At 60.6% G+C, this 25128-nt stretch carries 24 protein-coding genes and 1 other RNA gene; 14 read left to right on the top strand and 11 right to left on the bottom strand.

All coding sequences use genetic code 11. The features are described from left to right. Positions 1 to 161 precede the first annotated feature (161 nt). From RS694_RS06765 to RS694_RS06740, 6 genes are all read right to left on the bottom strand, one after another. Positions 162 to 971, bottom strand: coding sequence for a competence/damage-inducible protein A (locus tag RS694_RS06765; RefSeq protein ID WP_029705962.1), 810 nt, complete (start codon positions 969 to 971; stop codon positions 162 to 164). Then, complete coding sequence (locus RS694_RS06760) at positions 968 to 1843, bottom strand: EI24 domain-containing protein (protein WP_029705963.1); 876 nt, start codon at positions 1841 to 1843, stop codon at positions 968 to 970. The genes RS694_RS06765 and RS694_RS06760 overlap by 4 nt, the downstream gene beginning before the upstream one ends. 33 nt (positions 1844 to 1876) lie before the next feature. Next, positions 1877 to 2800 carry a sterol desaturase family protein gene (locus RS694_RS06755; protein ID WP_152528762.1) on the bottom strand — a complete coding sequence of 308 codons (924 nt, stop codon included), beginning with the start codon at positions 2798 to 2800 and terminating at the stop codon, positions 1877 to 1879. A 23-nt stretch (positions 2801 to 2823) separates the two neighbouring features. After that, positions 2824 to 3660 (bottom strand): polysaccharide deacetylase family protein, encoded by an 837-nt coding sequence (locus tag RS694_RS06750; protein ID WP_029705965.1) that lies wholly within the window; start codon positions 3658 to 3660, stop codon positions 2824 to 2826. Then, a complete protein-coding gene (locus tag RS694_RS06745; protein WP_420805917.1) occupies positions 3626 to 4624 on the bottom strand; it encodes a YncE family protein in 999 nt (332 codons plus the stop codon). The genes RS694_RS06750 and RS694_RS06745 overlap by 35 nt, the downstream gene beginning before the upstream one ends. Positions 4625 to 4697: 73 nt before the next feature. Continuing rightward, entirely contained in the window at positions 4698 to 5441 is a 744-nt protein-coding gene (locus RS694_RS06740; protein ID WP_029705967.1) for a 16S rRNA pseudouridine(516) synthase, read from the bottom strand. Between the two features lie 102 nt (positions 5442 to 5543). Between RS694_RS06740 and RS694_RS06735 the strand changes: the two genes are divergently transcribed. Continuing rightward, positions 5544 to 7073, top strand: coding sequence for a DUF3369 domain-containing protein (locus RS694_RS06735; RefSeq protein WP_029705968.1), 1530 nt, complete (start codon positions 5544 to 5546; stop codon positions 7071 to 7073). A 124-nt stretch (positions 7074 to 7197) separates the two neighbouring features. Beyond that, on the top strand, positions 7198 to 7908 hold the full coding sequence (locus RS694_RS06730; protein WP_076069472.1) for a DUF2726 domain-containing protein: 711 nt from the start codon (positions 7198 to 7200) through the stop codon (positions 7906 to 7908). Between the two features lie 12 nt (positions 7909 to 7920). Here RS694_RS06730 and RS694_RS20590 read toward each other — a convergent pair whose 3' ends face one another. Next, on the bottom strand, positions 7921 to 8073 hold the full coding sequence (locus RS694_RS20590) for a hypothetical protein (RefSeq protein WP_169731121.1): 153 nt from the start codon (positions 8071 to 8073) through the stop codon (positions 7921 to 7923). A 106-nt stretch (positions 8074 to 8179) separates the two neighbouring features. On the opposite strand from RS694_RS20590, the gene arfB reads away from it, so the two are divergent. Next, positions 8180 to 8584 (top strand): alternative ribosome rescue aminoacyl-tRNA hydrolase ArfB, encoded by a 405-nt coding sequence (gene arfB, locus RS694_RS06725; protein WP_029705970.1) that lies wholly within the window; start codon positions 8180 to 8182, stop codon positions 8582 to 8584. Positions 8585 to 8830: 246 nt separating this feature from the next. Here the strand turns inward: arfB and ssrA are convergent. From ssrA to ompA, 4 genes are all read right to left on the bottom strand, one after another. Next, positions 8831 to 9207: a transfer-messenger RNA gene (ssrA, locus tag RS694_RS06720) on the bottom strand. A 12-nt stretch (positions 9208 to 9219) separates the two neighbouring features. Continuing rightward, a complete protein-coding gene (locus tag RS694_RS06715) occupies positions 9220 to 9894 on the bottom strand; it encodes an HAD-IA family hydrolase (protein WP_029705971.1) in 675 nt (224 codons plus the stop codon). Then, positions 9891 to 10610 carry a bifunctional 2-polyprenyl-6-hydroxyphenol methylase/3-demethylubiquinol 3-O-methyltransferase UbiG gene (gene ubiG / locus RS694_RS06710; protein ID WP_029705972.1) on the bottom strand — a complete coding sequence of 240 codons (720 nt, stop codon included), beginning with the start codon at positions 10608 to 10610 and terminating at the stop codon, positions 9891 to 9893. Before ubiG ends, RS694_RS06715 begins: the two co-directional genes overlap by 4 nt. A 72-nt stretch (positions 10611 to 10682) precedes the next feature. Further along, the gene (gene ompA / locus RS694_RS06705) at positions 10683 to 11318 is read right to left on the bottom strand and encodes an outer membrane protein OmpA (RefSeq protein ID WP_029705973.1); all 636 of its coding nucleotides are present in this window, start codon (positions 11316 to 11318) and stop codon (positions 10683 to 10685) included. Between the two features lie 240 nt (positions 11319 to 11558). Between ompA and gyrA the strand changes: the two genes are divergently transcribed. From gyrA to rfaD, 11 genes are all read left to right on the top strand, one after another. Continuing rightward, the gene (gene gyrA / locus RS694_RS06700; protein WP_029705974.1) at positions 11559 to 14198 is read left to right on the top strand and encodes a DNA gyrase subunit A; all 2640 of its coding nucleotides are present in this window, start codon (positions 11559 to 11561) and stop codon (positions 14196 to 14198) included. 83 nt (positions 14199 to 14281) lie between these two features. After that, positions 14282 to 15409 (top strand): 3-phosphoserine/phosphohydroxythreonine transaminase, encoded by a 1128-nt coding sequence (gene serC, locus RS694_RS06695; RefSeq protein WP_029705975.1) that lies wholly within the window; start codon positions 14282 to 14284, stop codon positions 15407 to 15409. Positions 15410 to 15432: 23 nt separating this feature from the next. Then, positions 15433 to 16515 carry a prephenate dehydratase gene (pheA, locus tag RS694_RS06690; RefSeq protein ID WP_029705976.1) on the top strand — a complete coding sequence of 361 codons (1083 nt, stop codon included), beginning with the start codon at positions 15433 to 15435 and terminating at the stop codon, positions 16513 to 16515. Between the two features lie 35 nt (positions 16516 to 16550). After that, positions 16551 to 17426 (top strand): prephenate dehydrogenase, encoded by an 876-nt coding sequence (locus RS694_RS06685; RefSeq protein ID WP_029705977.1) that lies wholly within the window; start codon positions 16551 to 16553, stop codon positions 17424 to 17426. Then, positions 17426 to 19432, top strand: a complete 2007-nt coding sequence (locus RS694_RS06680; protein WP_029705979.1) for a bifunctional 3-phosphoshikimate 1-carboxyvinyltransferase/cytidylate kinase — start codon at positions 17426 to 17428, stop codon at positions 19430 to 19432. The genes RS694_RS06685 and RS694_RS06680 overlap by 1 nt, the downstream gene beginning before the upstream one ends. 132 nt (positions 19433 to 19564) lie before the next feature. Continuing rightward, on the top strand, positions 19565 to 21247 hold the full coding sequence (rpsA, locus tag RS694_RS06675) for a 30S ribosomal protein S1 (RefSeq protein ID WP_029705980.1): 1683 nt from the start codon (positions 19565 to 19567) through the stop codon (positions 21245 to 21247). Positions 21248 to 21325: 78 nt separating this feature from the next. Beyond that, complete coding sequence (locus tag RS694_RS06670; protein WP_029705981.1) at positions 21326 to 21637, top strand: integration host factor subunit beta; 312 nt, start codon at positions 21326 to 21328, stop codon at positions 21635 to 21637. A gap of 40 nt (positions 21638 to 21677) precedes the next feature. Beyond that, the gene (locus RS694_RS06665) at positions 21678 to 21995 is read left to right on the top strand and encodes a LapA family protein (protein ID WP_029705982.1); all 318 of its coding nucleotides are present in this window, start codon (positions 21678 to 21680) and stop codon (positions 21993 to 21995) included. Further along, positions 21985 to 23142, top strand: a complete 1158-nt coding sequence (gene lapB / locus RS694_RS06660; protein WP_029705983.1) for a lipopolysaccharide assembly protein LapB — start codon at positions 21985 to 21987, stop codon at positions 23140 to 23142. Before RS694_RS06665 ends, lapB begins: the two co-directional genes overlap by 11 nt. Positions 23143 to 23178: 36 nt before the next feature. Next, positions 23179 to 24102: a D-glycero-beta-D-manno-heptose-7-phosphate kinase gene (gene rfaE1, locus RS694_RS06655; protein WP_051391678.1), complete on the top strand. Its 924-nt coding sequence runs from the start codon at positions 23179 to 23181 to the stop codon at positions 24100 to 24102. Continuing rightward, complete coding sequence (rfaD, locus tag RS694_RS06650; protein ID WP_029705986.1) at positions 24099 to 25118, top strand: ADP-glyceromanno-heptose 6-epimerase; 1020 nt, start codon at positions 24099 to 24101, stop codon at positions 25116 to 25118. The genes rfaE1 and rfaD overlap by 4 nt, the downstream gene beginning before the upstream one ends. Positions 25119 to 25128: the final 10 nt, after the last annotated feature.

The raw sequence follows: 25128 nt of genomic DNA, 5'->3' as shown, positions 1-25128 counted from the left end.
AAAATCGCCCTGCAGACATTTTCACGAAAACGCGCTATTTTGCCCTGAGAACGTGCGCTTTTGAGAGTGCGGCTACGCAAAGAATACGCGCAGCCTCAGAGGCAACGAAACGAAATGCACCAAAATTGAAACCCACCTGAATGCACGAAATTGGTGCAATATCAGGAACGCACCAATTCAGGGCCAAGCGAGGCCTGCAAGGCGACCAGCCCCTGGCGCAGAACACCATAGGCCTGCGCCACCTGCGCAGGCAAGCCCTTCACACCCAGCTCGATATGCCGACCATATTCAGGGTGGTCCACGCTGGGAAGACTGAACACTTTCACCGCATATTGGCGTTCAATCTCCTCCATGAGGGGCGTCAAGGTGGACTCCATGGCGCCGAACACGATCACGGATTGTTCTGCCCAAGCGCCGCGCGCAAACAGATGCGCGTAATGGGTGTCCAGCACCCACTCCACCATGGGCCAAGCCATCACCGGAAATCCCGGTACAAAGTAAACACGCCCCCCGCCTGCGCCCGTGCAGCTAAACCCGGGAATCTTGTTGTAAGGGTTGGGAATGATCTCTGCACCCACTGGAAACGTACCCATGTTCAGGCGGTGTAAATTGTCACTGCGATTGGGCTCGTAAGGCAGCCCCTGCTCACGCGCAATATCTGCCATGCGCTCCAGGATCAATGCCTGGGCCTGGGGGTGCAGGGCCAGTTCACGACCGAGCGCCTTGGCAGCGCACTGGCGCGTATGGTCATCCGGCGTAGCACCAATGCCGCCAAACGAAAACACCACGTCCCCGGAGGCAAACGCGCGCTGGAGCGTAGCGGTGATACGCTCGGGTGCGTCCCCCACGTAGTCGGCATACGCCACCTGCAAACCACGTGCGCCCAGCAACTCGATGGCTTTGGCCAGGTGTTTGTCGGCACGTTTGCCGGACAGTATTTCGTCACCGATGATGACCAGACCAAAATTCATGGCGCCTCCAGCGGCAAGGCGGGCGCAACTGGAGCCACCACCTCGGCGGCCTCCTCAACAACTTCCTGGGCGGCGCGTTGCGCACGCAGGTCACGCAAAGCCGCCAGGCAGTAGTGGGTGAACCACAGGGACGCAAAGGCAAACACCAGCGTGTAAATCCAGATTGCGAGGGGCAACAGAAAGACAAAAAATGCAGCGGCAAGCAGGGCACCCGAGGCCCACAGCAGACTGGGCGCCGCGCCCAGATACCCGGCAAACACCCCCATGCCTAACAGCCAGCCGCGGTGGCGGCGAAACAGTTCCTGCCGTTCTTCGGCAGACGCATGTGCAGCCAGCGCATCAAACGCCAGCACACGGTAGGTCAGCCAGCCCCAGATCAGCGGCGGCAACACCAGAATCAATGGCGGCACCCACCACAGCGGGACCGACACCACCAGCGCCACCAGCGCTGCCACCGTGGAGCCCACCGACCAGACGAGACTGCGCAGGAAAGACGCGCCCTGCTTTTGCTCCAGATCCGGAAAGCGGCGCCGCGCCACCAGGTTCACCATCACGGGCGTCATCAGCAAGGCCACCACGAGCAGGGACAACACCACGATCAAGGGCGTGACACCAAACACCACGATCAATGGCACCAGCACCATCTTGAGTTGGCCCACACCCATGCTCTGCAGCCATTCCAAGGCCTGGTTCAGCAGCGAAAAGGATTCCAGTGCCATGCGCACCTGGTCCATGGCCGCATCCCAGAAAAAGTAACCCAGCCCGGCCGTCAGCGAGATCATCAGAACCAGTGGCAACAGGGACAACAGGATGATGCGGGGGCGCAGGCAGTAGGCCACCGCGCGCCAGAAGGAATCGAGCAGAAGATGCATGGCGCTAGTGTAGTGTTGCACGCGCGCCCGATTTCAGGCGCGCTGCCACAGGCGCTTGAGGCCCAGCCACTGCTGCGCCCAGAAACCGCGCCCGTAATCCACGCCCTCCTCCACCTGATCGCGCACCCCCGTGGGGTCGTAGCGCAACGCAAAATCGGCCGTGCCAAACAACATGTCCCACCACGGCAGCAACACGCCGAAGTTGGCACCGCGTCGGTCTGCCTCCACGCTGTGGTGTAGGCGGTGAAAACGCGGGCTGACCCACAGGCGCTCTCCCACCGTGCCAAACCACAGGCGCAAATTGGCATGCTGCAGGTTTTCACACAGTTGGGTAAAGGCCACCACGGCCACAAACTGTCCCGGCGCAATGCCGATGAGTTGGGCTGCGACGGCCACCAGTGCGTCGCGTATCAGGTCGTCGAGCAGGTGGTTGCGGTTGTCGCTCCACAGCGTCATCTGGCGCTGCGAATGGTGCAGCGCATGCAACTGCCACCACCATGAGAATCCGTGCTGTGCGCGGTGTATCCAGTAGTTGAGAAAGTCAAACACCACCAGGTACATCAGCCAGGACACCCAGGCCAGGTCGGTCACGCCGGGCCAGACATCGTCCAGATGAAACGTAGGCAGACCGGCCACGCGGCCCCAGCCAAACATGGCGTCAAACAGTGGATCGATCAGGAAAAACAACGCCACGCGGAACACACCCAGGCGCTGGATCAGCGTGTACAGAATATCCGTGCGGATGGCGACGCGGTCAGTCACCGGCTCCACCGGGCGCCAACGCTGCAATGGCACGATCACCAGCAGCATGACGGCGAGCTGGATCAGCCCAACCAGAAACCAGCCGGTGGCGTCATACCCATTTTCCAGAAAACCGGCCAAGCCGGTGGCAAACATCAGCGGCTGCACCAGCGCTTCAAACAACCAGGTCTGCAGTTGCGCAAAGCCTTCCACCATGCCATTGATGAGCCCGCTCAAGCCTAGCCTCCGTGCGCGGCGATCCAGTCCTTGTAGGCCGGATGGTTGCGCAGTGTGTCAAAACAAAAACCCTTGGCCTTGAGCCCGACGATCAGCGGCTCCAGCACGGCGGGCGCCCAGGGGTCCTTGCGGGACCAGATGCCCAGATGCGCCATCAGGATGTCACCCTTGCGGATATCGCGCAGCGCCTTTTGCAGCAGCATCTCGTTGCTGTATTTCTCGCTTGGCAGTTCGTCCCCCAGAAAACCGGCCGGCGCCCAGCCCACATGCGCATACCCGCAAGACTCGGCCACTGCCAACAGCCGCGGAGAGGTCTTGCCGCTGGGTGCGCGAAACAGGGGCAGGCTTTTTTTGCCGGTGAAGTCTTCGATGCGGCGGGCGGCACGCTCAATCTGTTCGCAGTATTTGGCGGCGTCCCAGGTGAACTCGCGGCCCTCCAACGCGCCTGCGGTGGGCTGCATGCGAAAGCTGGGCTTCACGCCCGGCAAGTCACCGCGCCAGACCACGTGGTCGTAGGTGTGGGAGGCAAATTCGTGCCCGTCGGCCGCCACGGACCGCCACCAGCTGCCCCAGGCATTGCCCAGACTGCCATCGGCCACCTTGGTACGTTCATTGGCCACGAAGAAGGTGACACGCACTTGCTGGCGTTTGAGGACTTCGGCCATCATGGGGGCCACTTCCATGTGCCCGGTGTCCAGTGTCAGGTACACCGGGTTTTCACAGGCATTTGTGCCTGCAGCCCCCGCAGCACTTGCGCAAGCAGCTACTAAAAAAGTAGCAATTTGCAGCGCAGCACGGTGCATGTCAGCGCGGGGCGTGGTCTTGGGTCCAGACTCCATGCGGTGATTTTCCTACAGTTATTTGTCGCACCAGTTGGCGCGTTCCCGTGTCGATCACGCTGAGTTTTTTGGCCCAGCGCGAGGCCACGTACAGGTAGCGGCCGTCGCTGGACAGGTCCATGCAGTCCGGGCCGCCGGGCACGGCAAACTGGTCCACCACGGTCATGGTCTGGGTGTCGATCTTGCTGATGGTGTTGGCCACGCGGTTACTCACAAACACGTGGCGCTTGTCTCCCGCGCTGCGAAAGGCATGCGCCCCGGCGCCGGTGGGAATGGTCTTGACCCAGCGGGGCTTGGCACCACTCACGTCATACACCTCCACGCCCGTACCCCCGGTGAGGCCCAGCAGGATGAATTTGTCATCCGCTGTGCCGAACACGTCAGCCGGCAGCGAGCCTGTGGAACCGCGCCATTGCAGGGTCTGGGTCTTGAGGTCAATCATCACCAGTTCGTCACTCTCCTGCATGGTGGCGTAGACCGTGGTGCTCTTGCTGTTGATCCAGAGGTGGCTGGGCGTCTTGCCGGTGGCGATGCGTTTGGCCAGGGTCAGTTCCTTGCCATCCCAGCGGTAAATGTCCACGTGGTTGAGCCGGTTGCCGGCGATCACCAGCCACTGCATGTCGGGTGAAAAGCGCAGTTGGTAGGGGTCCAGAATGCCGCGTACGGTACGCTGCACCGCACCCGTCCTGGGTTCCAGGAACAGCAGCGAGTCACCCAGCGCGTTGGCCACGATCACGGACTTGCCGTCGGGCGTGGGGTACAGGTGGTGCGGCTCCTTGCCGGTGGGGATGCGCCGCAGCTCGGTCCAAGTTTCCGGGTCCACCACGCTGATGCTGGCTTCGAGCGAATTCAGTACAAAGATGGGGGCAGCGGGAGGGGGGGGAGATGCCACTGGCGTCTGGGCACCACTGGCCAAAGCCAGGGACGCCACACACAGGGCCAAAAGTCGTTTCAGAAGGGTCACAGGAGGGCGTCGCTTTGCAAGTGGCCGCCAGTGTAGCGGCCGGGCCCTGCTTTTCTGCCTGCTTTACAGGCAGTTACGCCGAAATTTGCGCCAGATCAGCCGCTGTCAACCATTTCCACTGCCCTGGGGCCAGATCGTCGGGCAAGCGCAGACCGCCTATCTGCGAGCGGTGCAGGCCTTCGACCCGGTTGCTCACGGCAGCGACCATGCGTTTGACCTGGTGGTATTTGCCCTCGGTCAGCGTCAGGCGCAGGTGGAATTCGCCCACCGCTTCGCAGGCTGCAGCGCGTACCGGCTTGGGGTCGTCGTCCAGTACCACACCGCTGAGCAGCTTTTGCACCTGTTTGTCGTCCAGCGGATGCTTGACAGTCACTTCGTAGACCTTGGGGACATGGTGGCGCGGCGAACTCATGCGGTGGATGAACTTGCCGTCGTCGGTGAGCAGCAGCAGTCCGGTGGTGTCCTGGTCCAGCCGACCCACCGCCTGCACGCCCTGCACCGCCGCCTTTTGCGGGCGCAGGCGCAGCGGTGACGGCAGCAGTGTGTAGATGCTGGGGTAGGTGGACGGTTTTTGCGAACACTCGGTGGCCGTGGGCTTGTGCAGCATCAGGTAGGCGCGCTCGTAGTACGGCCAGTCCACGCCCTGGACCCGGAAACGCAGGCCTTCCGCTACAAATTCAGTAGCTGCTTGCGCACAGGTGACGGGGGCTAGAGGCTCATTTGGCATATAAACCTGCACCAAGCCCTGCTGGATGAGGCCGGCACACACGCGGCGTGTGCCAAAGCCCTGCGAATAGAGAATGTCCTGAAGTTGCATGGCCCGTAGTATCGCAGTGCCAGTGCAATCCGCTAGACTGCTGAGGCCTGTCTTCGATCCATGCAGGCTCTTAACCGATTTCACCAACAGAGACACCCTGCTATGTCAGATGATCTGGTTTTCAGTGACGAGCAAACCGAGCCCAGCCTGCGCAAAGTGAGCACACCCTGGCAGGTGATGGTGGTGGACGACGAACCCGCCGTGCATGAAGTCACCAAGCTGGTGATGGCGGGCTTCGAGATGGATGGCCGCACACTCGCCTTCATCCACTGCTATAGCGCTGCCGAAGCGCGGCAGGTGCTGGCCCAGCCCAATGAGATCGCGCTGATCCTGCTGGACGTGGTGATGGAAACCGAACACGCTGGCCTGGAGCTGGCCCGCCACATCCGCGAAGACATCGGCAACCTGAATGTGCGCATCGTGCTGCGCACCGGGCAACCCGGTCAGGCGCCCGAAGAACAGGTCATCAAAGACTACGACATCAACGACTACAAGGAAAAAACCGACCTGACCCGGCGCAAGCTGATCACGGTGTTTTATGCCGGGCTGCGCGCCTACCGCGACCTGATGCGCATCGAGCAGGCCCGCCAGGGCCTCAAGCGCTCCATCGAAGCCATCAGCCAGGTCTGTGATTCGCAGAATCTGCGCGGCTTTGCCTCCGCCGTGCTGGAGCAGGTGAACTTCCTGCTGGGTCTGAACGGCGAAGGCCTGTGCGCCAGCCGCATGTCGGCCTACACCGCCAATGCCGCCAATGGCCGCATCCGGGTGCTGGCCGCCACCGAAGCCTTCTCGGAACTGCTGGTGGACGACGAAATGGGCAACCTGCCCCAGGACGTGCAGGACGCGCTCAAGCGCACCTTGAAAGAAAAAGTGGGCCACCACGGGGACCTGCACTATGCCGGCTACTTCCGCACCAAGGCCGGCAGCGAAAGCATGATCTACATGGTGTTCCCGGAGCCCATCAAGGACAGCGCACGGGAACTGCTGGAGATGTTCTCCAGCAACGTGGCCATCACCTATGACAGCCTGCTGCTGCGCGAAAGCACCGAAGTCGCCCAGCGCGACACCATCTCCATCCTGGGCAGCGCCATCGAGCGGCGCAACAGCCGGCCCTCGCTGCACCTGCAACGCATCGGCGACATTGCCGCCCTGCTGCTGGAACAAACTGGCGGCTCCGAGCGCGAGGTGGCGCTGATGCGTGTGGCGGCGACCCTGCATGACGTGGGCAAGGCCTGCGTGCCCGACCATATTCTGACCAAACCCGGCCCGCTGACGGCCGAGGAATGGACCGTGATGCAAACCCATGCGCAGGAAGGGTTTGCACTGCTGTCACCCTCCAAGTCGGAGCTGCATGTGCTGGGTGCAGTGATCGCTCGGGAACACCACGAACACTGGGACGGCAGCGGCTACCCGCGGGGCCTCAGCGGAGAAAAAATCAGCCTGGCGGGTCGCATCGTGGCCGTGGCCGATGTGCTGGATTCACTGGTCTGTGAGAGCTGCTATAAAAAAGCTTGGCCCTTGGCCGAGTCCCTGGCCTACCTGAACGCCCAGTCGGGCCAGCAGTTTGACCCCACACTGATTGCCCTGCTCAACACCCAGTTGCCTGCGGTGCACCGGATTTACGGCGCCTAGACGGTGTCCTGTGCGATGCAGCAAGGGGGCGCTTGAAAGCGCTTCGCTACAGCAACAAAAGCCTGTAAACTGATTTCCACTTGTGAGGCCCCGCAGAGGACCAAAACATTCAGGGTGGATGAATATGTTGATTTACTTCGTGACGGGCGCGGTGCTCGGTGCGGTGGCTGGCGCCGGCCTGCTACATTGGCGCAATGCATTCAGCGTGCGCAAAAGCCGCCGCCTTCCCCAGACATGGCCGCTCAAGGCGCGTCCGTTGGTGAATTCCAATGAGCGCCGAGTCTGGATCTGGCTGACGAAGATCATGTTCGACCAGCACATCCTGATCAAACTACCTGTAACCCGGTTCACCACGCCGTTTGACAAGCAGGAAGCCCGTCACTGGTACAAGCTGCTCAATGGCGTGTACTGCACTTTCACGGTGTGCAGCATGGATGGGCGGGTCCTCGGTTGCGTGGACATACAGAACACCCATGGCCTGTCGCTGGGCAACCAGACCCTCAAACACACCCTGCTGACCCAATGTGGCCTGCGCTATTGGGTGGTCGACCCCGACAACCTGCCGCACCTGACCCAGCTACGCACGGCGTTTCTGGGCGAAAAAGCACTCAAGGGCAGTGACCGCGATCATCTGGAAATGCGTTTCAAGGACGTGGCGGGCAATTTGCAAGCCGCCGTGTCCCGGCAGCGGGACAGCAAGAGCAGCAATTTCGCACGGCTCGATGCCGAGATGGACAAACCCTCCGGGTTTCCCGAAAGCCGCCTGGCTTCCGGGTGGGAACAAAACTCCTTCATCACGCCACTGGACAGCCGGTCTGCTGATCTGCAGCCCTGAGCGCGTTGAAAATTATTTGTTCTTGTCCTTGCCGCGCGGGATCACGGCGGTGGTGATGGTGGCACGCACGGGCTCCGAGCTGCCGCCAGAGGCGGGCTTGGGAGGAGACGTGTCCTTCTTGGGTTTCTTGGATTCCTTGTTGGACTTTTGCTGACCTTTGGCCATGGTGAACTCCGTGGTTAACGTGAATGCGTAAAAACACAGTGTAACTGTGCAGCGACAATCAGCAGACCATGCGCAGCACCCAAATTCTTCACCGGCCACCCTCGCCATGACACGACTGATTGCCGTCCAGGAATCCGAGGTCGAAGTGAGCGCGATACGCGCCCAAGGCGCTGGTGGGCAGAACGTCAACAAGGTCTCCAGCGCAATCCATCTGCGCTTTGACATTCCCGTATCCTCCCTGCCCGACGATGTCAAAGAGCGCCTGCTGGCCCTGCACGACAACCGCATCACCCGCGACGGCGTGCTGGTGCTCAAGGCCCAGCAACACCGCACCCAGGACATGAACCGCATGGACGCCTTTGCGCGCCTGCATGAGCTGGTTGCCAGCGTCGCCACACCACCCCGCATACGCAAGCCCACCAAGCCCACCTATGGCGCCAAACAGCGGCGCCTGCAAACCAAAGGCCAACGCTCGGAGATCAAGGCGTCGCGCGGCAGAGTGACGGAATGAAAAAAGCCGCTAACCATTGCTGGTTAGCGGCTTTTGCCAGATGGGGTACGGCTCCTAGTGGGGGTACGACTTTTGGGGGTACAGGCTCTAAATCCCCCCTCTTTTCTGGAATCTCCCCCAGTTTGTACCCCCGCATTGACGGGGCAGTCAATAGCAGCCCTTAGAGGGATATGCAACGTAACCCATTGAATTACCAAAGAAAAAGGCCACTAACCATCGCTAGTTAGCGGCCTTTGTCAGAGAGTATGGTGGAGCTGGGGGGATTTGAACCCCCGTCCACAAGCCTTCTTCGAACAGTTCTACATGTGTAGCCATCTGGTTTGGATCTCGCTCTTCACATCGCGCAGTGGCACGCTATGCAAATCGCCAGTAACCTATTTTCTCGACCCACCCTAAGTCACCCAAGGCAGATCCAGCCGAATGAAATTACCCCACAGCCTGGACAGCTTGCGCCACCCTTGCCCAGCCTATCGGCTTGCTGTTGTGAGGCTCACGTGCAATTAAGCAGCGAGTGCGAAACGTTCGTCGTTTGCAGTTAGTTTTTTTGAATCTGTTTTACGAGCGCACTCAGCTCGACATGCCCTGCTGCGCGTCCGAACCCGTGTCGAAACCAGTGCAGCCCCTCAACACCTATTTTAGGCGCTTGGCAGCAATTGCAAGAGCTGCAGCGGAGAATTAATCTCGGCGTGTGCACCCCAAGCCCGGATATCCGTCTTGTTGCCCAGATATCCATAGGTAGCGGCTACGGTTTGCATGCCCGCAGCGAGACCGGCCACCACATCGCGCTCGTCATCCCCCACATACAGGCATTGCGCAGGGGTGACACCCAGACGGCGTGCGGCCTCCAGCAAAGGCGCAGGGTGGGGTTTGGCGTGGGGCGTGGTGTCACCACTCACGATGGCACCTGCGCCGGAAAACAGCGGCATGGCACCCGTCAGAGGATCCGTGAAGCGGGATGACTTGTTGGTTACCACGCCCCACAACAGAGACTTCTCTTCCAGCTGGGCAATCAGCTCGGGCACACCGTCAAATGCAGCGGTGAGCTGGGTCATGCGACGTTCATAGTTGACGAAGAACTCCTCCCGCATGGCATCGTAGGCGGGGTCATCCACCGCCATACCAAAGGCAATGCCGAGCATGCCACGGGCGCCCGCGCCCGCCATAGGTCGGTAGGTATCCAGCGACAAGGATGGCAAGCCCCGATCTGTGCGCATTTGATCGGCAGCAGCCCCCAGGTCGGGGGCACTGTCAATGAGTGTTCCGTCCAGATCGAAAAGAACGGCTGTGATACCGGTAAAAGCGATGTTCATGCTGCAGACAGTGGTTTTTGGGTGGCGAACAGGTAGTTCACGCTGGTGTCTGCGCTGAGCCAATAACGCTGTGTGATGGGGTTGTATTCCATCCCTTGCGTGTCGTGCAGCTCCAGCCCGGCATGACGTGCATAACGGGCCAGCTCGCTGGGGCGAATCATCTTGGCGTATTCATGCGTGCCACGTGGCAACAGATTGAGCACATACTCCGCCCCCAAAATCGCAAACAGGAAAGATTTGGCACCCCGATTGAGGGTGGAGAAAAACACCCATCCGCCCGGTTTAACCAGATCAGCACAAGCCTGAACCACCGATGCCGGGTCGGGAACATGTTCCAGCATTTCCATGCAGGTCACCACATCGAACTGCGCCGGGGCCTCGGCTGCAAGCGCCTCCGCACTCACTTCCCGGTACTCCACCCGCGGGGTCTGTGCTTCCAATGCGTGCAACTGGGCGACTTTGAGCGCTTTGCTGGAAAGGTCAATCCCCAATACGTCAGCCCCTTTGCGCGCCATGGAGTCGGCCAGAATGCCGCCGCCACATCCGACGTCCAGCGCCTTGAGTCCTTGTAAAGGCTGGATTCCATTGATCCAGTTAAGACGCAAGGGATTGATCTGGTGCAGGGGGCGGAATTCGCTGTCCAAATCCCACCAGCGGTGGGCCAGCTCGGAGAATTTGGCCAGTTCGGCCGGATCGGCGTTCAGTGTGGAGGTCATGGACTGATTATCGGTGAGCAGAAAAGCAAAAACCCGCCGAAGCGGGTTTTTGAGAATCAAGTACGAGACTGATTACTTGGTAGCGCGGGTACCGACCACTTCGATTTCAACGCGGCGGTTCTTGGCTTGACCTTCTTTGGTCTTGTTGTCAGCAACAGGTTGCTTCTCGCCCTTGCCTTCGGTGTAAACGCGGTTCTTTTCGATACCTTGGGACACCAAGTAAGCCTTGACAGCTTCAGAGCGTGCCACAGACAGCTTCTGGTTGTAGGCATCAGTTCCGATGGAGTCGGTGTGACCCACAGCAATGATCACTTCCAGGTTAATACCCTTGACCTTGCCAACCAGATCATCCAGCTTGGCCTTGCCTTCAGGCTTCAGAACAGACTTGTCGAAGTCAAAGAATGCATCAGCAGCGTAAGTTACCTTGCTGGCAGCGGCGGCGGCTGGAGTAGCCATGGGAGCAGCAGCCGGAGCGGCGGCAGGGGCGGCCATAGGAGCAGCAGGCGCAGCCATAGGAGCAGCAATCGCGCCATCGCAACCGGCAGCAGCAGTAGCGGGAGTCCAAGCGGCATCACGCCAGCATTGACCGGAAGCGTTCTTCCAGACTTCGCTGGAAGCGTTTTTCCAGTTGTGGATTTCTTGGGCGCCAGCGACAGTTGCGAGTGCTGCGGTAGCAAGAAGAATGGCTACTTTATTCAATTGTTTCATGACTTTCCTTTTGCGGAACAAACTGCAGCAGCGCTGCGAATAATCGGAAGACGCTCAAATAGTGCATGCACTAATTTATAACGCTCAGCCTATTGTGCCATAGCTTGTAACGGTTTCGGAACCACATGCCCCCAAAGCTTGTACGAGCATGACATTGCACCAGAATGTTGCACACATGCCACATTGGCCAGACCGTAGAATGGCAGGTTGTCCCAGACATAGCCTACAGCCCACCATTCCATGACCCAGTTCGCCAAAGAAACCCTGCCCATCAGCCTTGAAGAGGAAATGCGCCGGAGCTACCTCGACTACGCCATGAGCGTGATTGTGGGCCGCGCCCTGCCCGATGCACGGGACGGACTGAAGCCGGTGCACCGCCGTGTGTTGTTTGCGATGCACGAGCTCAACAACGACTGGAATAGGGCCTACAAAAAGTCCGCGCGTATCGTCGGTGACGTCATTGGTAAATACCACCCGCACGGTGACCAGTCGGTGTACGACACCATCGTTCGCATGGCGCAGGACTTCTCGATGCGTCACATGCTGGTGGATGGCCAGGGCAACTTCGGATCGGTGGACGGCGACAACGCGGCCGCCATGCGTTACACCGAAATCCGTTTGTCCAAGATGGCCCATGAACTGCTGGCCGATCTGGACAAAGAGACAGTAGATTTCGGGCCCAACTACGACGGCTCTGAAAAAGAACCTTTGGTACTGCCAACCCGCATTCCGAATCTGCTGGTGAACGGCTCGGGCGGTATTGCCGTGGGCATGGCGACCAACATCCCCCCACACAACCTGAATGAAGTGGTGGACGCCTGCCTGCATTTGCTGAAAAACCCCGGCGCGTCCATTGACGAGTTGATGGAAATCATCCCGGCGCCCGACTTCCCTACGGCCGGCATCATTTACGGCATCAATGGCGTGAAGGACGGTTACCGCACTGGCCGCGGCCGCGTGGTGATGCGCGCCAAGTGCCACTTTGAAGACATCGACAAGGGCCAGCGCCAGGCCATCATCGTTGACGAGCTGCCCTACCAGGTCAACAAAAAGACCTTGCAAGAGCGCATGGCCGAGCTGGTCCACGAGAAGAAGATCGAAGGCATCAGCCACATCCAGGACGAGTCCGACAAGTCGGGCATGCGCTTGGTAATCGAGCTGAAGCGCGGCGAAGTGCCAGAAGTGGTGTTGAACAACCTGTACAAGCAAACACAGCTGCAGGACACCTTCGGCATCAACATGGTGGCCCTGATCAACGGTCAGCCCAAGCTGTGCAACCTGAAAGACTTGATCGAAGTCTTCATCGGCCACCGCCGAGAAGTAGTGACACGCCGTACCGTGTTCAACCTGCGCAAGGCGCGCGAACGCGGCCACGTGCTCGAAGGCCTGGCCGTGGCCATGGCCAACATCGACGAGTTCATCCGCATCATCCGCGAATCGCCTACGCCACCGGTGGCCAAGGTCGAGCTGATGAACCGCCCCTGGGACAGCAAACTGGTGCGCGAGATGCTCACCCGTACGCGCGCCGATGGCGGCGTGGTCAATGCGGATGATTACCGCCCCGATGGTCTGGAAAAAGAATTTGGCATGGGCAACGACGGTCTGTACCGCCTGTCCGAAACGCAGGCGCAGGAAATCCTGCAAATGCGTCTGCAACGCCTGACCGGTCTGGAACAGGACAAGGTCATCGCCGAGTACAAGGAAGTCATGGCGGAGATCGAAGACCTGCTGGATATCCTGGCCAAGCCCGAACGTGTCTCCACCATCATTGGCGAAGAGCTGGGCCATGTGAAACAGGAATTCGGCCAGACCAAGTTGGGTGCGCGCCGCTCACTGGTCGAGCACTCCTCGTTTGACCTGTCCACCGAAGACCTGATCACGCCCACCGACATGGTGGTGACGATGAGCCACAGTGGCTACATCAAGAGCCAGCCTCTGGGCGAATACCGCGCGCAAAAGCGCGGCGGCCGCGGCAAGCAGGCGACTGCCACCAAGGAAGACGACTGGGTCGACCAGCTGTTTGTGGCCAATACCCACGACTACATCCTGTGCTTCTCCAACCGCGGCCGCCTGTATTGGCTCAAGGTTTGGGAAGTGCCGCAGGGCTCACGCGGTTCGCGTGGCCGCCCCATCGTCAACATGTTCCCGCTGCAAGAAGGCGAAAAAATCACCGTGGTGCTCGCACTCACGGGTGAAAAACGCACCTTCCCGGCCGACCAGTACGTATTCATGTCCACCAGCATGGGCACGGTCAAGAAGACCGCCTTGGATGAGTTCTCCAACCCGCGCAAGGGTGGCATCATTGCTGTGAACCTGGACGAGGGCGACTACCTGATTGGCGCTGCACTGACCGACGGCAAACACGACGTGATGCTGTTCAGCGACGGCGGCAAGGCCGTGCGTTTTGACGAGGAAGATGTGCGCCCGCTGGGCCGCAATGCCCGCGGCGTACGCGGCATGTCGCTGGACGTAGGCCAAAGCGTGATTGCCATGCTGGTGGCCGAAGACGAGCAGCAAAGCGTGCTGACCGCCACCGAAAACGGCTACGGCAAACGCACCAGCATCACCGAATACACCCGCCATGGCCGCGGCACCAAGGGCATGATTGCGATCCAGCAGTCCGAACGCAACGGCAAGGTCGTCGCCGCGACATTGGTCCATGCCGACGACGAAATCATGCTGATCACGGACAAGGGCGTGCTGGTACGTACCCGCGTCAGTGAGATCCGAGAACTGGGCCGTGCAACACAAGGCGTGACGCTGATCGGTCTGGACGAAGGCTCCAAGCTAAGCGGCCTGCAGCGCATTGTGGAAAACGACGCCAACGTCGCGGATACGGATGCCCCCGAAGCCGATGACGACAGCCCGGAAGCCGCCTGACCTACCGAAACGCTATAAATTTAATAGCTGCCTGCGCACACCCACCAAGGGCTAGAGCCCGATTTGACACCTAAAACCGTCTGATGCAACGCCCTTACAACTTCTCGGCCGGTCCGGCCACCATGCCGGCCGAAGTGCTGGCGCAGGCCGCCGACGAGATGTTGGACTGGCCGGACGCCAGTGGCAAACGCTGCGGCATGGGTGTGATGGAGATGAGCCACCGCGGCAAAGAGTTCCAGTCGATCTACGACCGCACCGAAGCCGATTTGCGTGAGTTGCTGGCCGTGCCTGCCAACTTCAAAATCCTGTTCATGCAGGGCGGTGGTCTGGCTGAAAACGCCATTGTTCCGCTGAACCTCAGCGCCTTGCGCGCAGCCCAGGGTGGCCAGGGCCATGTCGACTTTGTGCTGACCGGCAGTTGGAGTGAAAAGTCCCACAAGGAAGCTGGCAAGTACTGCCAGACCGCTGTTGCTGCAAGCGGCAAGGCCGATGGCTTCACCGCCATTCCCGCCGCCAGCAGCTGGCAGCTCAGCGATCAGGCCAGCTACGTGCACCTGTGCACCAACGAGACCATCAACGGCATCGAATTTCAAACTCTGCCTGACCTCAAAGCCCTGGGCTCCAAAGCCGAGTTGGTGATCGATTTCTCCTCGCATGTGGCTTCACGCCCAGTGGACTGGAGCAAGGTTGGTCTGGCTTTTGGCGGTGCCCAGAAGAACCTCGGGCCCGCCGGTGTCACGCTGGTGGTAGTACGCGAAGACCTGCTCGGCCACGCCCTGCCCGTTTGCCCCAGCGCGTTTGACTACAAGACAGTGGCTGACAACGGCTCGATGTACAACACACCACCCACCTATTCCATCTACATGGCAGGCCTGGTGTTCCAGTGGCTCAAGCGCCAGGGCGGTGTCGCCGCCATGGAGGCACGCAACATTGCCAAAGCGGAGCTGTTGTATGAGGCGATTGATGCATCCGGCTTTTACATCAACGGGGTTGCCCGCAATGCGCGCTCACGCATGAATATTCCCTTCTTCCTGCGCAACGAAACGCTGAACGATGCCTTCCTGGCGGGTGCCAAAGCCGCTGGCCTGCTGCAACTCAAGGGCCACAAATCTGTCGGCGGCATGCGCGCCAGCATTTACAACGCCATGCCGCTGGGAGGCGTGCAGGCGCTGGTCGCCTACATGCGAGAATTTGAGCGCACCCACGGTTAACCGCACTGAGCGCCCCCACATCCATGGCCAAAACACTGCCTGAACTTCGCACCCTGATCGACGCTGTTGACAAGGAACTCCTGACCCTGCTCAACCGCCGCGCCGGACTCGCCAACGAAGTCGGCGAAGTCAAACGCATTGACGGCTCGCCGGTGTTTCGCCCCGAGCGCGAAGCCCAGGTCATCGGCGGTTTGCAACAGACCAACGCAGGCCCCCTCAAAAACGAAAGCGTGGCCTTCATCTGGCGCGAAGTCATGTCCGCCTGCCGCGCCCTGGAAGCACCGCAGCGCGTGGCCTACCTGGGCCCCAAGGGCACCTTCAGCGAAGAAGCTGCATTGCGCTTTTTCGGCTCCAGCATCACCCACTTGCCTTGCGCCAACTTTGACGAAGTGTTCCACGCGGCCACCGCGGGCTCGGCCGAGTTTGGTGTGATCCCGGTAGAGAACAGCACCGAGGGCGTGGTGACCCGCTCGCTGGACCTGCTGCTGCACTCCCCGCTGCACATCGTGGGCGAGATCAGCCTGCTGGTACGCCACAACCTGCTGCGCAGCACTGCATCGCTGGAGGGCGTTGAAGTGGTGCTGGCCCACCCGCAAGCGCTGGCCCAGTGCCAACAATGGCTCAGCACCCACCTGCCCAATGCCGAGCGGCGTGCCGTGTCCAGCAACGCAGAGGGCGCGCGCCTGGCTGCAGCCAACCCCGCCTGGGCCGCGATTGCCAGCGAACGCGCGGGGGCTGAATTTGGCCTGCACACGGCCGCACTGGCCATTCAGGACGTGGCCTTCAACCGCACCCGTTTTGTCGTGGTGTGCCTGCCCACCACCATGCCCGCGCCGCAAGCCACAGGCAAGGACTGCATCAGCCTCGTGGTCTCGGTACCCAACCGGCCCGGCGCCGTACACGACATGCTGGTGCCACTCAAGCAGCACGGTGTGTCCATGACACGTTTTGAGTCGCGCCCGGCACGCTCAGGCCAGTGGGAATACTATTTTTATATTGACCTGCAGGGCCACCCTTCCCAGCCCCAGGTCGCAGCAGCACTTCAGGATCTGCAAGGGCTGTGCGCTTTTTACAAAGTGCTGGGTACTTACCCATTGGCCGACTGACCGCTGATGGATGCCACACCACGACAGGAACACCTATGTTTGAACAGCTTGGCTTGATTGGTTGTGGACTGATGGGTGGCTCGTTTGCGCTGGCACTCAAACGTGCCGGCCTGGTCAAACGTGTGGTGGGGTACAGCAAATCGCCCAGCACCACCGAACGCGCGCGCGCCATGGGTGTCATCGATATCGAAGCGCCCTCCGCCCTGCTGGCCGTGTCGGGCGCAGACATCGTGCTGATCGCCGTACCGGTAGCCGCCACCGAGGCGACGTTCAAGGCCATCAAACACCTCGTGACCTCCGACATGCTGATCATGGATGTGGGTTCCACCAAACGCGACGTCATTGACGCGGGCCGCCGGGCGCTGCGCGAACAGATCGGCTCCTTTGTGCCCGCCCACCCGATTGCGGGCAAAGAAGTTTCGGGCGTGGAACATGCCGACCCGGATCTGTATGCCGGCCGCCAAATCATCCTGACCCCGATCGAGCGCACCCTCACCACGCAACTGCAAAAAGCAGTGGACGTATGGACCGCACTGGGCTGCCGGGTGCTGCAGATGTCGCCCGAACAGCACGACGCCGCCTTCGCTGCCGTGAGCCATCTGCCACACCTGATTTCGTTTGCCTTGATGAACGCGATTTCCGGCCAGCCCCAAGGCAAAGACTACCTGTCACTGGCCGGCCCCGGCTTTCGTGACTTCACGCGTATTGCCGCCAGCGACCCGAAGGTGTGGCGCGACATATTGGTATCCAACCGCGAAGAGTTGCTGGCACAAAGCAAGATCTTCCAGCGCAACCTGCAAGCGCTCGAACTGATGATCTCCAGCGGCAACGCGGAAGCCCTCGAAGGTTTGATCGAACAGGCCAGCAACACCCGCGCCAACTGGAGCATGACCTCCAAACTCAACAAGTAATGTTCTCCACCGAATTCCTGGACCTTCCACCGCTGCTGGGCGCCTCCGGCAGCGTCACCCTCCCCGGCTCCAAGAGCATTTCCAACCGGGTCTTGCTACTCGCCGCGCTGTGCGAAGGCACCACCACCATCCACGACTTGCTGGACTCGGACGACACCCGCGTCATGCTGGCGGCCCTGCGCACCCTGGGCTGTGGCGTACAGGAAAACGGCAGCACGGTAGAGATCACCGGCCTGGGTGGCCGCCTGGGCACCGCTCCCGCCAAGCTGTTCATGGGCAATGCCGGCACCGCCATGCGCCCACTGACCGCCGCGCTGGCCGTCTTGGGCGGTGATTTTGAACTCAGTGGCGTTCCGCGCATGCACGAGCGCCCGATTGGCGACCTGGTGGATGCACTTCGCCAGTTGGGCTGCCACATTGATTATTTGGGCCAGGACGGATTCCCCCCCTTGCGGATTGGCAAACCCAACCTGAAGCTGGACGCGCCCATCCAGGTCCGTGGCGATGTGTCCAGCCAGTTCCTCACAGCACTGCTGATGGCGCTACCGCTAGTGGCCACCAAGGACATCGTGATTGAAGTGGTGGGGGAACTGATTTCCCGTCCCTATATCGAGATCACGCTGAACCTGCTGGCCCGCTTTGGTGTGCAGGTGCGGCGCGACGGTTGGCAGCGTTTCACCATTCCGGCGGGCTGCAAACTGCAGTCACCGAAAGTGCTGCACGTCGAAGCCGATGCCTCATCTGCTAGCTATTTCATAGCGCTTGGCGCAATATCCATGGGGGTTAGAGGCCAAAATGGCATCAAAATCCAGGGCGTAGGCGCAGATTCCATCCAGGGTGACATCCGTTTCATTGACGCCGCCAAACAAATGGGGGCACGCATTGAAAGCGGACCCAACTGGCTAGAAGTGCGCCGCGCAGCCTGGCCCCTGAAAGCCATCGACCTGGACTGCAACCACATCCCCGACGCCGCCATGACGCTGGCCGTGATGGCGCTTTACGCCGACGGCACCACCACGCTGCGCAATATCGCCAGCTGGCGCGTCAAGGAAACCGACCGCATCGCCGCCATGGCCACCGAGCTGCGCAAGCTGGGCGCCACGGTGGTGGAAGGAGCAGACTTCATCCGCGTGACACCGCCGACCAGCGCACAAGACTGGCGCGCTGCCAGCATCCATACCTACGACGACCACCGCATCGCGATGTGTTTTTCGCTGGCCGTCTTCAACCCGGCCGGATTGCCGGTGCGCATTGAAGACCCCAAATGCGTAGCCAAGACCTTCCCCGACTACTTTGAAACCCTGTTCTCGGTGGCGCAGGCCTCCGCGACCCACATTCCGGTGGTCTGCGTGGATGGTCCCACGGCCTCTGGCAAAGGCACCCTGGCCGCCGTGGTGGCAGAAAAGCTGGGCTACCACTTTCTGGACTCCGGCTCGCTGTACCGGATCACCGGCCTGGCCGCTACACGCGCCGGTATTGCGCTGGAAGTGGCGAACCAGGAGGCCATCGTCGCCTTGCTGCGCTCCCTGCCGATCCGCTTTGAGGGCAGCCACATCCTGCTGGATGGTGAAGATGTCAGTGATGCCATCCGCACCGAAGAAGCGGGCATGAATGCCTCGCGGGTATCGGCTTTTCCGCTGGTACGGGGCGCTTTGGTGGACTTTCAGCGCAATTTCCGGCAATTGCCGGGCCTGGTGGCCGATGGCCGCGACATGGGCACCATCATTTTCCCCAACGCGCCTTTAAAGGTGTTTCTGACCGCCAGCGCCACCTGCCGCGCGGAACGACGCTATAAGCAGTTGATTTCAAAGGGAATTCCGGCTATACTCGCCGATCTACGCGCGGACTTGGAAGCCCGCGACGCCCGTGACTCCTCCCGGCCCGTCGCTCCTCTAAAGCCTGCAGAAGACGCCCAGTTGCTGGACAACTCGGATTTGACGGTGGATTCCTCCGTTGAAATCGTGTTGGACTGGTGGCAAAGCAAACAGCCTTTTAAGTCCGCTTGAAAGACTAACCGGCAAAGGCTCACGCCTTTGCAAATTTGGCCCCCACGGCTCTCCTCGCGCGTCAGCGCACCGGTTCACACCAAGGGCAATGGGGTTCGATAACTTAACCCCGCGGTGAAAACCGCAACACAAATGTCTGAATCTTTCGCAGCCCTATTTGAAGAATCTCTGCAACGCTCGGAAATGCGCACCGGTGAAGTCATCACCGCTGAAGTCGTACGTATCGAGCACAGCTTCGTTGTTGTCAACGCTGGCCTCAAGTCCGAAGCCTACGTGCCAATCGAAGAATTCAAGAGCGACAAGGGCGAACTCGAAGTGCAAGTTGGCGACTTCGTTTCCGTGGCCATCGACTCCGTTGAAAACGGCTATGGCGACACCATCCTGTCCCGTGACAAGGCCAAGCGTCTGGCTTCCTGGATGAGCCTGGAAAAAGCCCTGGAATCCGGCGAATTCGTCACTGGTACCACTTCCGGCAAGGTCAAGGGCGGCCTGACCGTTCTGGTCAACGGCATCCGCGCATTCCTGCCCGGTTCGCTGGTCGACACACGTCCTACCAAGGATCTGTCTCCGTACGAAAACAAGACCCTGGAATTCAAGGTTATCAAGCTGGACCGCAAGCGCAACAACGTCGTGTTGTCTCGCCGTGCCGTGGTCGAAGCCTCCATGGGCGAAGAACGCGCCAAGCTGATGCACACCCTCAAAGAAGGTTCTGTGGTGCAAGGCGTGGTCAAGAACATCACCGAATACGGTGCATTCGTTGACCTGGGCGGTATCGACGGCCTGCTGCACATCACCGACATGGCATGGCGCCGTGTCCGTCACCCTTCCGAAGTGGTGACTGCTGGTCAAGAAATCACTGCCAAGATCCTGAAGTTCGACACCGAAAAGAACCGCGTGTCTCTGGGTCTGAAGCAAATGGGCGACGATCCTTGGATGGGCGTGAACCGCCGTTACCCCCAAGGTACGCGCATGTTCGGCAAGATCACCAACATCGCCGATTACGGCGCGTTTGTGGAACTGGAACCCGGAATCGAAGGTCTGGTGCACGTGTCCGAAATGGACTGGACCAACAAGAACGTTGCGCCTTCGAAGATCGTTGCCCTGGGTGACGAAGTCGAAGTCATGGTTCTGGAAATCGACGAAGACAAGCGCCGTATCTCCCTGGGCATGAAGCAGTGCAAGGCCAACCCATGGCAAGAGTTCGCACAAAACACCAAGCGCGGCGACCGCGTGAAGGGCCCGATCAAATCCATCACCGACTTCGGCGTGTTCGTCGGTCTGGCTGCTGGTATCGACGGTCTGGTGCACCTGTCCGACCTGTCCTGGAACGAAACCGGCGAAGCTGCTGTGCGCGAATTCAAGAAGGGCCAAGAAGTCGAGGCTTTGGTCTTGGCTGTGGACGTGGACCGCGAACGCATCTCCCTGGGTATCAAGCAACTGGACTCCGATCCTTTCACCACCTTCGTGTCGATCAACGACAAGGGCCAGGTTGTAACCGGTAAGGTCAAGACTGTGGATGCCAAGGGTGCTGAAATCGATCTGGGCGAAGACATCATTGGTTACCTGCGCGCTTCCGAAATCAGCCGCGACCGCGTTGAAGACGCTCGCAACGTGCTGAAAGAAGGCGACGAAGTGACCGCTGTGGTTGTCAATGTGGATCGCAAGACCCGCAACATCCAGTTGTCCATCAAGGCCAAGGACGCTGCGGACCAAGGCGAAGCCATGGCTGCTCTGAGCCAGGCATCTGCCCGTGAAAACGCTGGTACCACCAGCCTGGGCGCTCTGCTGCGCGCCAAACTGGACAACAACAACTAAGACTTGCTGTTGAACTGAATGAACGACCGGCTGCGCGTGTGTGTGGCCGGTCGTTTTCTTTGCTGAAACCAAAAATCCATGACCCGCTCCGACCTCGTTGAAGAACTGGCCAACCGTTTTAGCCAGCTGACCCACCGCGACGCCGAATTCGCCGTGAAGGCCATTCTGGACGCCATGAACGACGCCCTGGTACGCGGCCACCGCATCGAGATTCGCGGCTTTGGCAGCTTCTCCATCAACCGTCGCCCGCCCCGCATGGGCCGCAATCCGCGCAGCGGCGAGAGTGTTGCGATTCCCGAAAAACGCGTCCCCCACTTCAAGCCCGGCAAGGCCCTGCGTGAAGCTGTGGATACCCGCACTGCCGAGCTGGAAACCAAGACAAAAGTTTGATTGCGCTCCATTAGAATCATCTCGCTACCCTAGGAGATGAATGAAACAAGTCGCATGGCTCTTTAAGTGGTTACTTAAAGCAGCCATTTTTTTTACCCTTTTCGCTTTTGCCCTGAATAACCAGGGCGATGTGACGGTGCGCTTTTTCTTCGGACAGCAATGGACGGGGCCACTGGTGCTGGTCGTGCTGATCGCCTTTGCGCTGGGCTTGGTGATCGGCGTGCTGGGCATGGTGCCACGCTGGTGGCAACACCGCCGCGCCGCCTACCGTGCGCAACGCGATGCCGCCGCAGCGCTGGCTGCCGTAGCAGCTGCCGACGCGGACAAACCTGCCGTACCGACTATCCATGGAATTTGATCTGACGCTGATTTTGCTAGGCCTGCCTGTGGCCTTTGTACTGGGCTGGCTGGCTTCGCGCATGGACATGCGCCAGCTGCGCCTGGAAAACCGCCAGGCCCCCAAGGCCTATTTCAAGGGTCTGAACTTTCTGCTCAACGAGCAGCAGGACCAGGCCATTGACGCTTTCATCGAAGCGGTGCAAAACGACCCGGATACCTCCGAGCTGCATTTCGCGCTGGGCAATCTGTTCCGCCGCCGCGGCGAATACGAACGTGCCGTGCGGGTGCACCAGCACCTGCTGTCGCGTGGCGACCTGGTGCTGGACGACCGGCACCGTGCGCAACATGCCCTGGCGCTGGACTACCTCAAGGCCGGCCTGCTGGACCGTGCCGAAGAAGCCCTGCGCAAGCTCGAAGGCACCCGTTTTGAAGCCCAGGCCCGCCTAGCGCTGCTGGCCAACTATGAGCGCTCCCGCGACTGGCCCCAGGCGGCACAGATTGCGGAGAAACTGGAATCGGCGGGGCAAGGCAGCTTCAAGGGCCGGCTGGCCCACTACCTGTGTGAACAAGCAGCCACATTGGCGGCACAGGGCGATACCCAGCAAGCCCAGGCTCTTCTGACACAAGCCACGCAAACCGCCCCGGAGGTCCCGCGCCCGCGCATGGATCTGGCCCGCCTGCAAGACCAGTCGGGCGACCCACACAGCGCGGCCCTCACCCTCATGGAAGCACTGGACGCGGCGCCCTCTGCCATCCCCCTGATTGCGGCCCAGCTGACCGACTGCGCGATGCGGGGCGGCCAGTGTGCACAGGCCCTGGCAAAACTCAAGGCGCTGTACGCAGAAACACCGTCGCTGGATGTGCTGGACGCCATCGTGGCCCTGGAAGCCGCCAGCGGCGATGCCACCACCAGCGCGCGCGAGTGGTATGCCCACCATCTGGAGAAAGAGCCATCCCTGGTGGCCGCCGCCAAATGGATTGCTGGCGAAAAACTGGAACACGAGCAGTTTCACCCCCAGGTGCAGCGCGCACTGGACCATGCCGTCAAACCGCTCACCCGCTACCGCTGTGCGGCCTGCGGCTTTGAAGCCAAGCAACATTTCTGGCAATGCCCGGGCTGCCAAGCCTGGGACAGCTACCCCGCGCGCCGCGTGGAAGAGCTATAAAACACAGACACGCCGCAAGGCCCGATACAGATGGCTATGACCAAAGACCAAATTTCTGCAGCACGCGTGCTCGTTGTGGGCGACGTGATGCTAGACCGCTACTGGTACGGTGCGGTGGACCGCATCAGCCCCGAGGCTCCCGTACCGGTCGTGCGTGTCACACGCGAAGAAGAACGTTGCGGTGGTGCCGCCAATGTGGCGTTCAACGCGGCCACGCTGGGTGCCCAGGCATCGTTATTGACCGTAGTGGGCGACGACGAAGCCAGCCACAAGCTAGAAGCGCTGGTGGCCACCACCGGCATCCGCACCCATTTTGGCCGTGACAGCGACCTCAAGACCACCGTCAAGCTGCGCGTGATTGGCCGACAACAGCAACTGATCCGGCTGGACTTCGAAAACACCCCGAACCACGAAATTCTGTCGGGCCAGACGGCCGTTTTTGAAAGCCTGCTGCCCGCGCACGACGCCATTCTGTTTTCCGACTACGGCAAGGGTGGCCTGGCCCATGTGGGCGACATGATTGCGCGCGCGCGCGCTGCCGGCAAACCCGTGCTGATCGACCCCAAGGGCTCCGACTATTCGCGCTACAGCGGGGCCACCGTCATTACGCCCAACCGGGCGGAGCTACAACAGGCAGTAGGCGGCTGGCGCGATGAAGAAGAATTACGCACCAAGGTGCAAAACCTGCGCACGCAACTGCAACTGGATGCCGTGCTGCTCACCCGCAGCGAAGAAGGCATGACCCTGTTTGACGCCGCAGGCCAACTGCATGTGAGCGCGCAGGCGCGCGAAGTGTTTGACGTGACGGGCGCCGGCGACACCGTGATTGCCACCATGGCGACGCTGGTGGGTGCGGGCCTGAGCCTGCGCGACGCTGTGCCGCTGGCCAACCGGGCCGGTGGTTTGGTGGTGGGTAAATTCGGCACCGCGACGGTGTCGTACGAGGAGCTATTTGCATGACACGCATCGTGGTCACCGGCGCCGCCGGTTTTATTGGCAGCAACATCATTGCCGGGCTCAACGCCCGCGGCATTGACGACATCATCGCCGTGGATGATTTGAAACAAGGCGACAAATTCCGCAATCTGGCCGACCTGAAGATTGCGGACTACGTGGACGCCGACACGTTTTATGACGCATTTGCGTCCGGCCACTATGGCCAGATCGAGGCCGTGTTCCACGAAGGCGCCTGCAGCGACACCATGGAACAGGACGGCAAGTACATGATGGCCAACAACTACACGCTGTCCTGGCAACTGTTTCAGGCCTGCCAGAAGCGTGGTGCACGCTTGTTGTATGCCTCCAGCGCGGCGACGTACGGCGGCTCGGACACCTTCCGTGAAGACCCGGCGTTTGAGGCGCCGCTCAACGTCTACGGCTACTCCAAACTGCTGTTCGACCAACGTATGCGCCGCGAGTGTGGCAACGATTTCCAGCGCACCAAGGCCGGCAAAACCATGCAGGTGGTGGGCTTTCGTTACTTCAACGTCTACGGCCCGCGTGAACAACACAAGGGCCGCATGGCCAGCGTAGCCTTTCACCAGTACCACCAGTTCAAGGCCGAGGGCCGGGTCAAGCTGTTTGGTGAATACGGCGGCTACGCGCCCGGCGGGCAGATGCGCGACTTTGTTTTCATCGATGACGTGGTGGCCGTGAACCTCTGGTTTTTTGACCATCCGACCGAATCCGGCATTTTCAATTTGGGCACGGGCCATGCCCAGCCATTCAACGATGTGGCCAGCTCGGTCGTCAACGCCCTGCGCGCGCAGCAAGGCCATGCCGCACTGGACCTGCCTGCCGTGGCCCAACAAGGCCTGGTGGAATACGTGGCCTTCCCCGATGCCTTGCGCGGCAAATACCAGTGTTACACCCAGGCGGATCTGACCGCTTTGCGCGCCACCGGCTGCGACCACCAGTTTGCCGATGTGCAAACCGGTGTGGCCCAATACGTGCAGTGGTTGTCCGCCCGCCCCTAAGGAGTTGTTC

Source organism: Rhodoferax saidenbachensis, from assembly GCF_001955715.1.
GTDB classification, from domain to species: domain Bacteria; phylum Pseudomonadota; class Gammaproteobacteria; order Burkholderiales; family Burkholderiaceae_C; genus Allorhodoferax; species Allorhodoferax saidenbachensis.
This window is presented reverse-complemented; position numbering and strand designations above follow the sequence as displayed.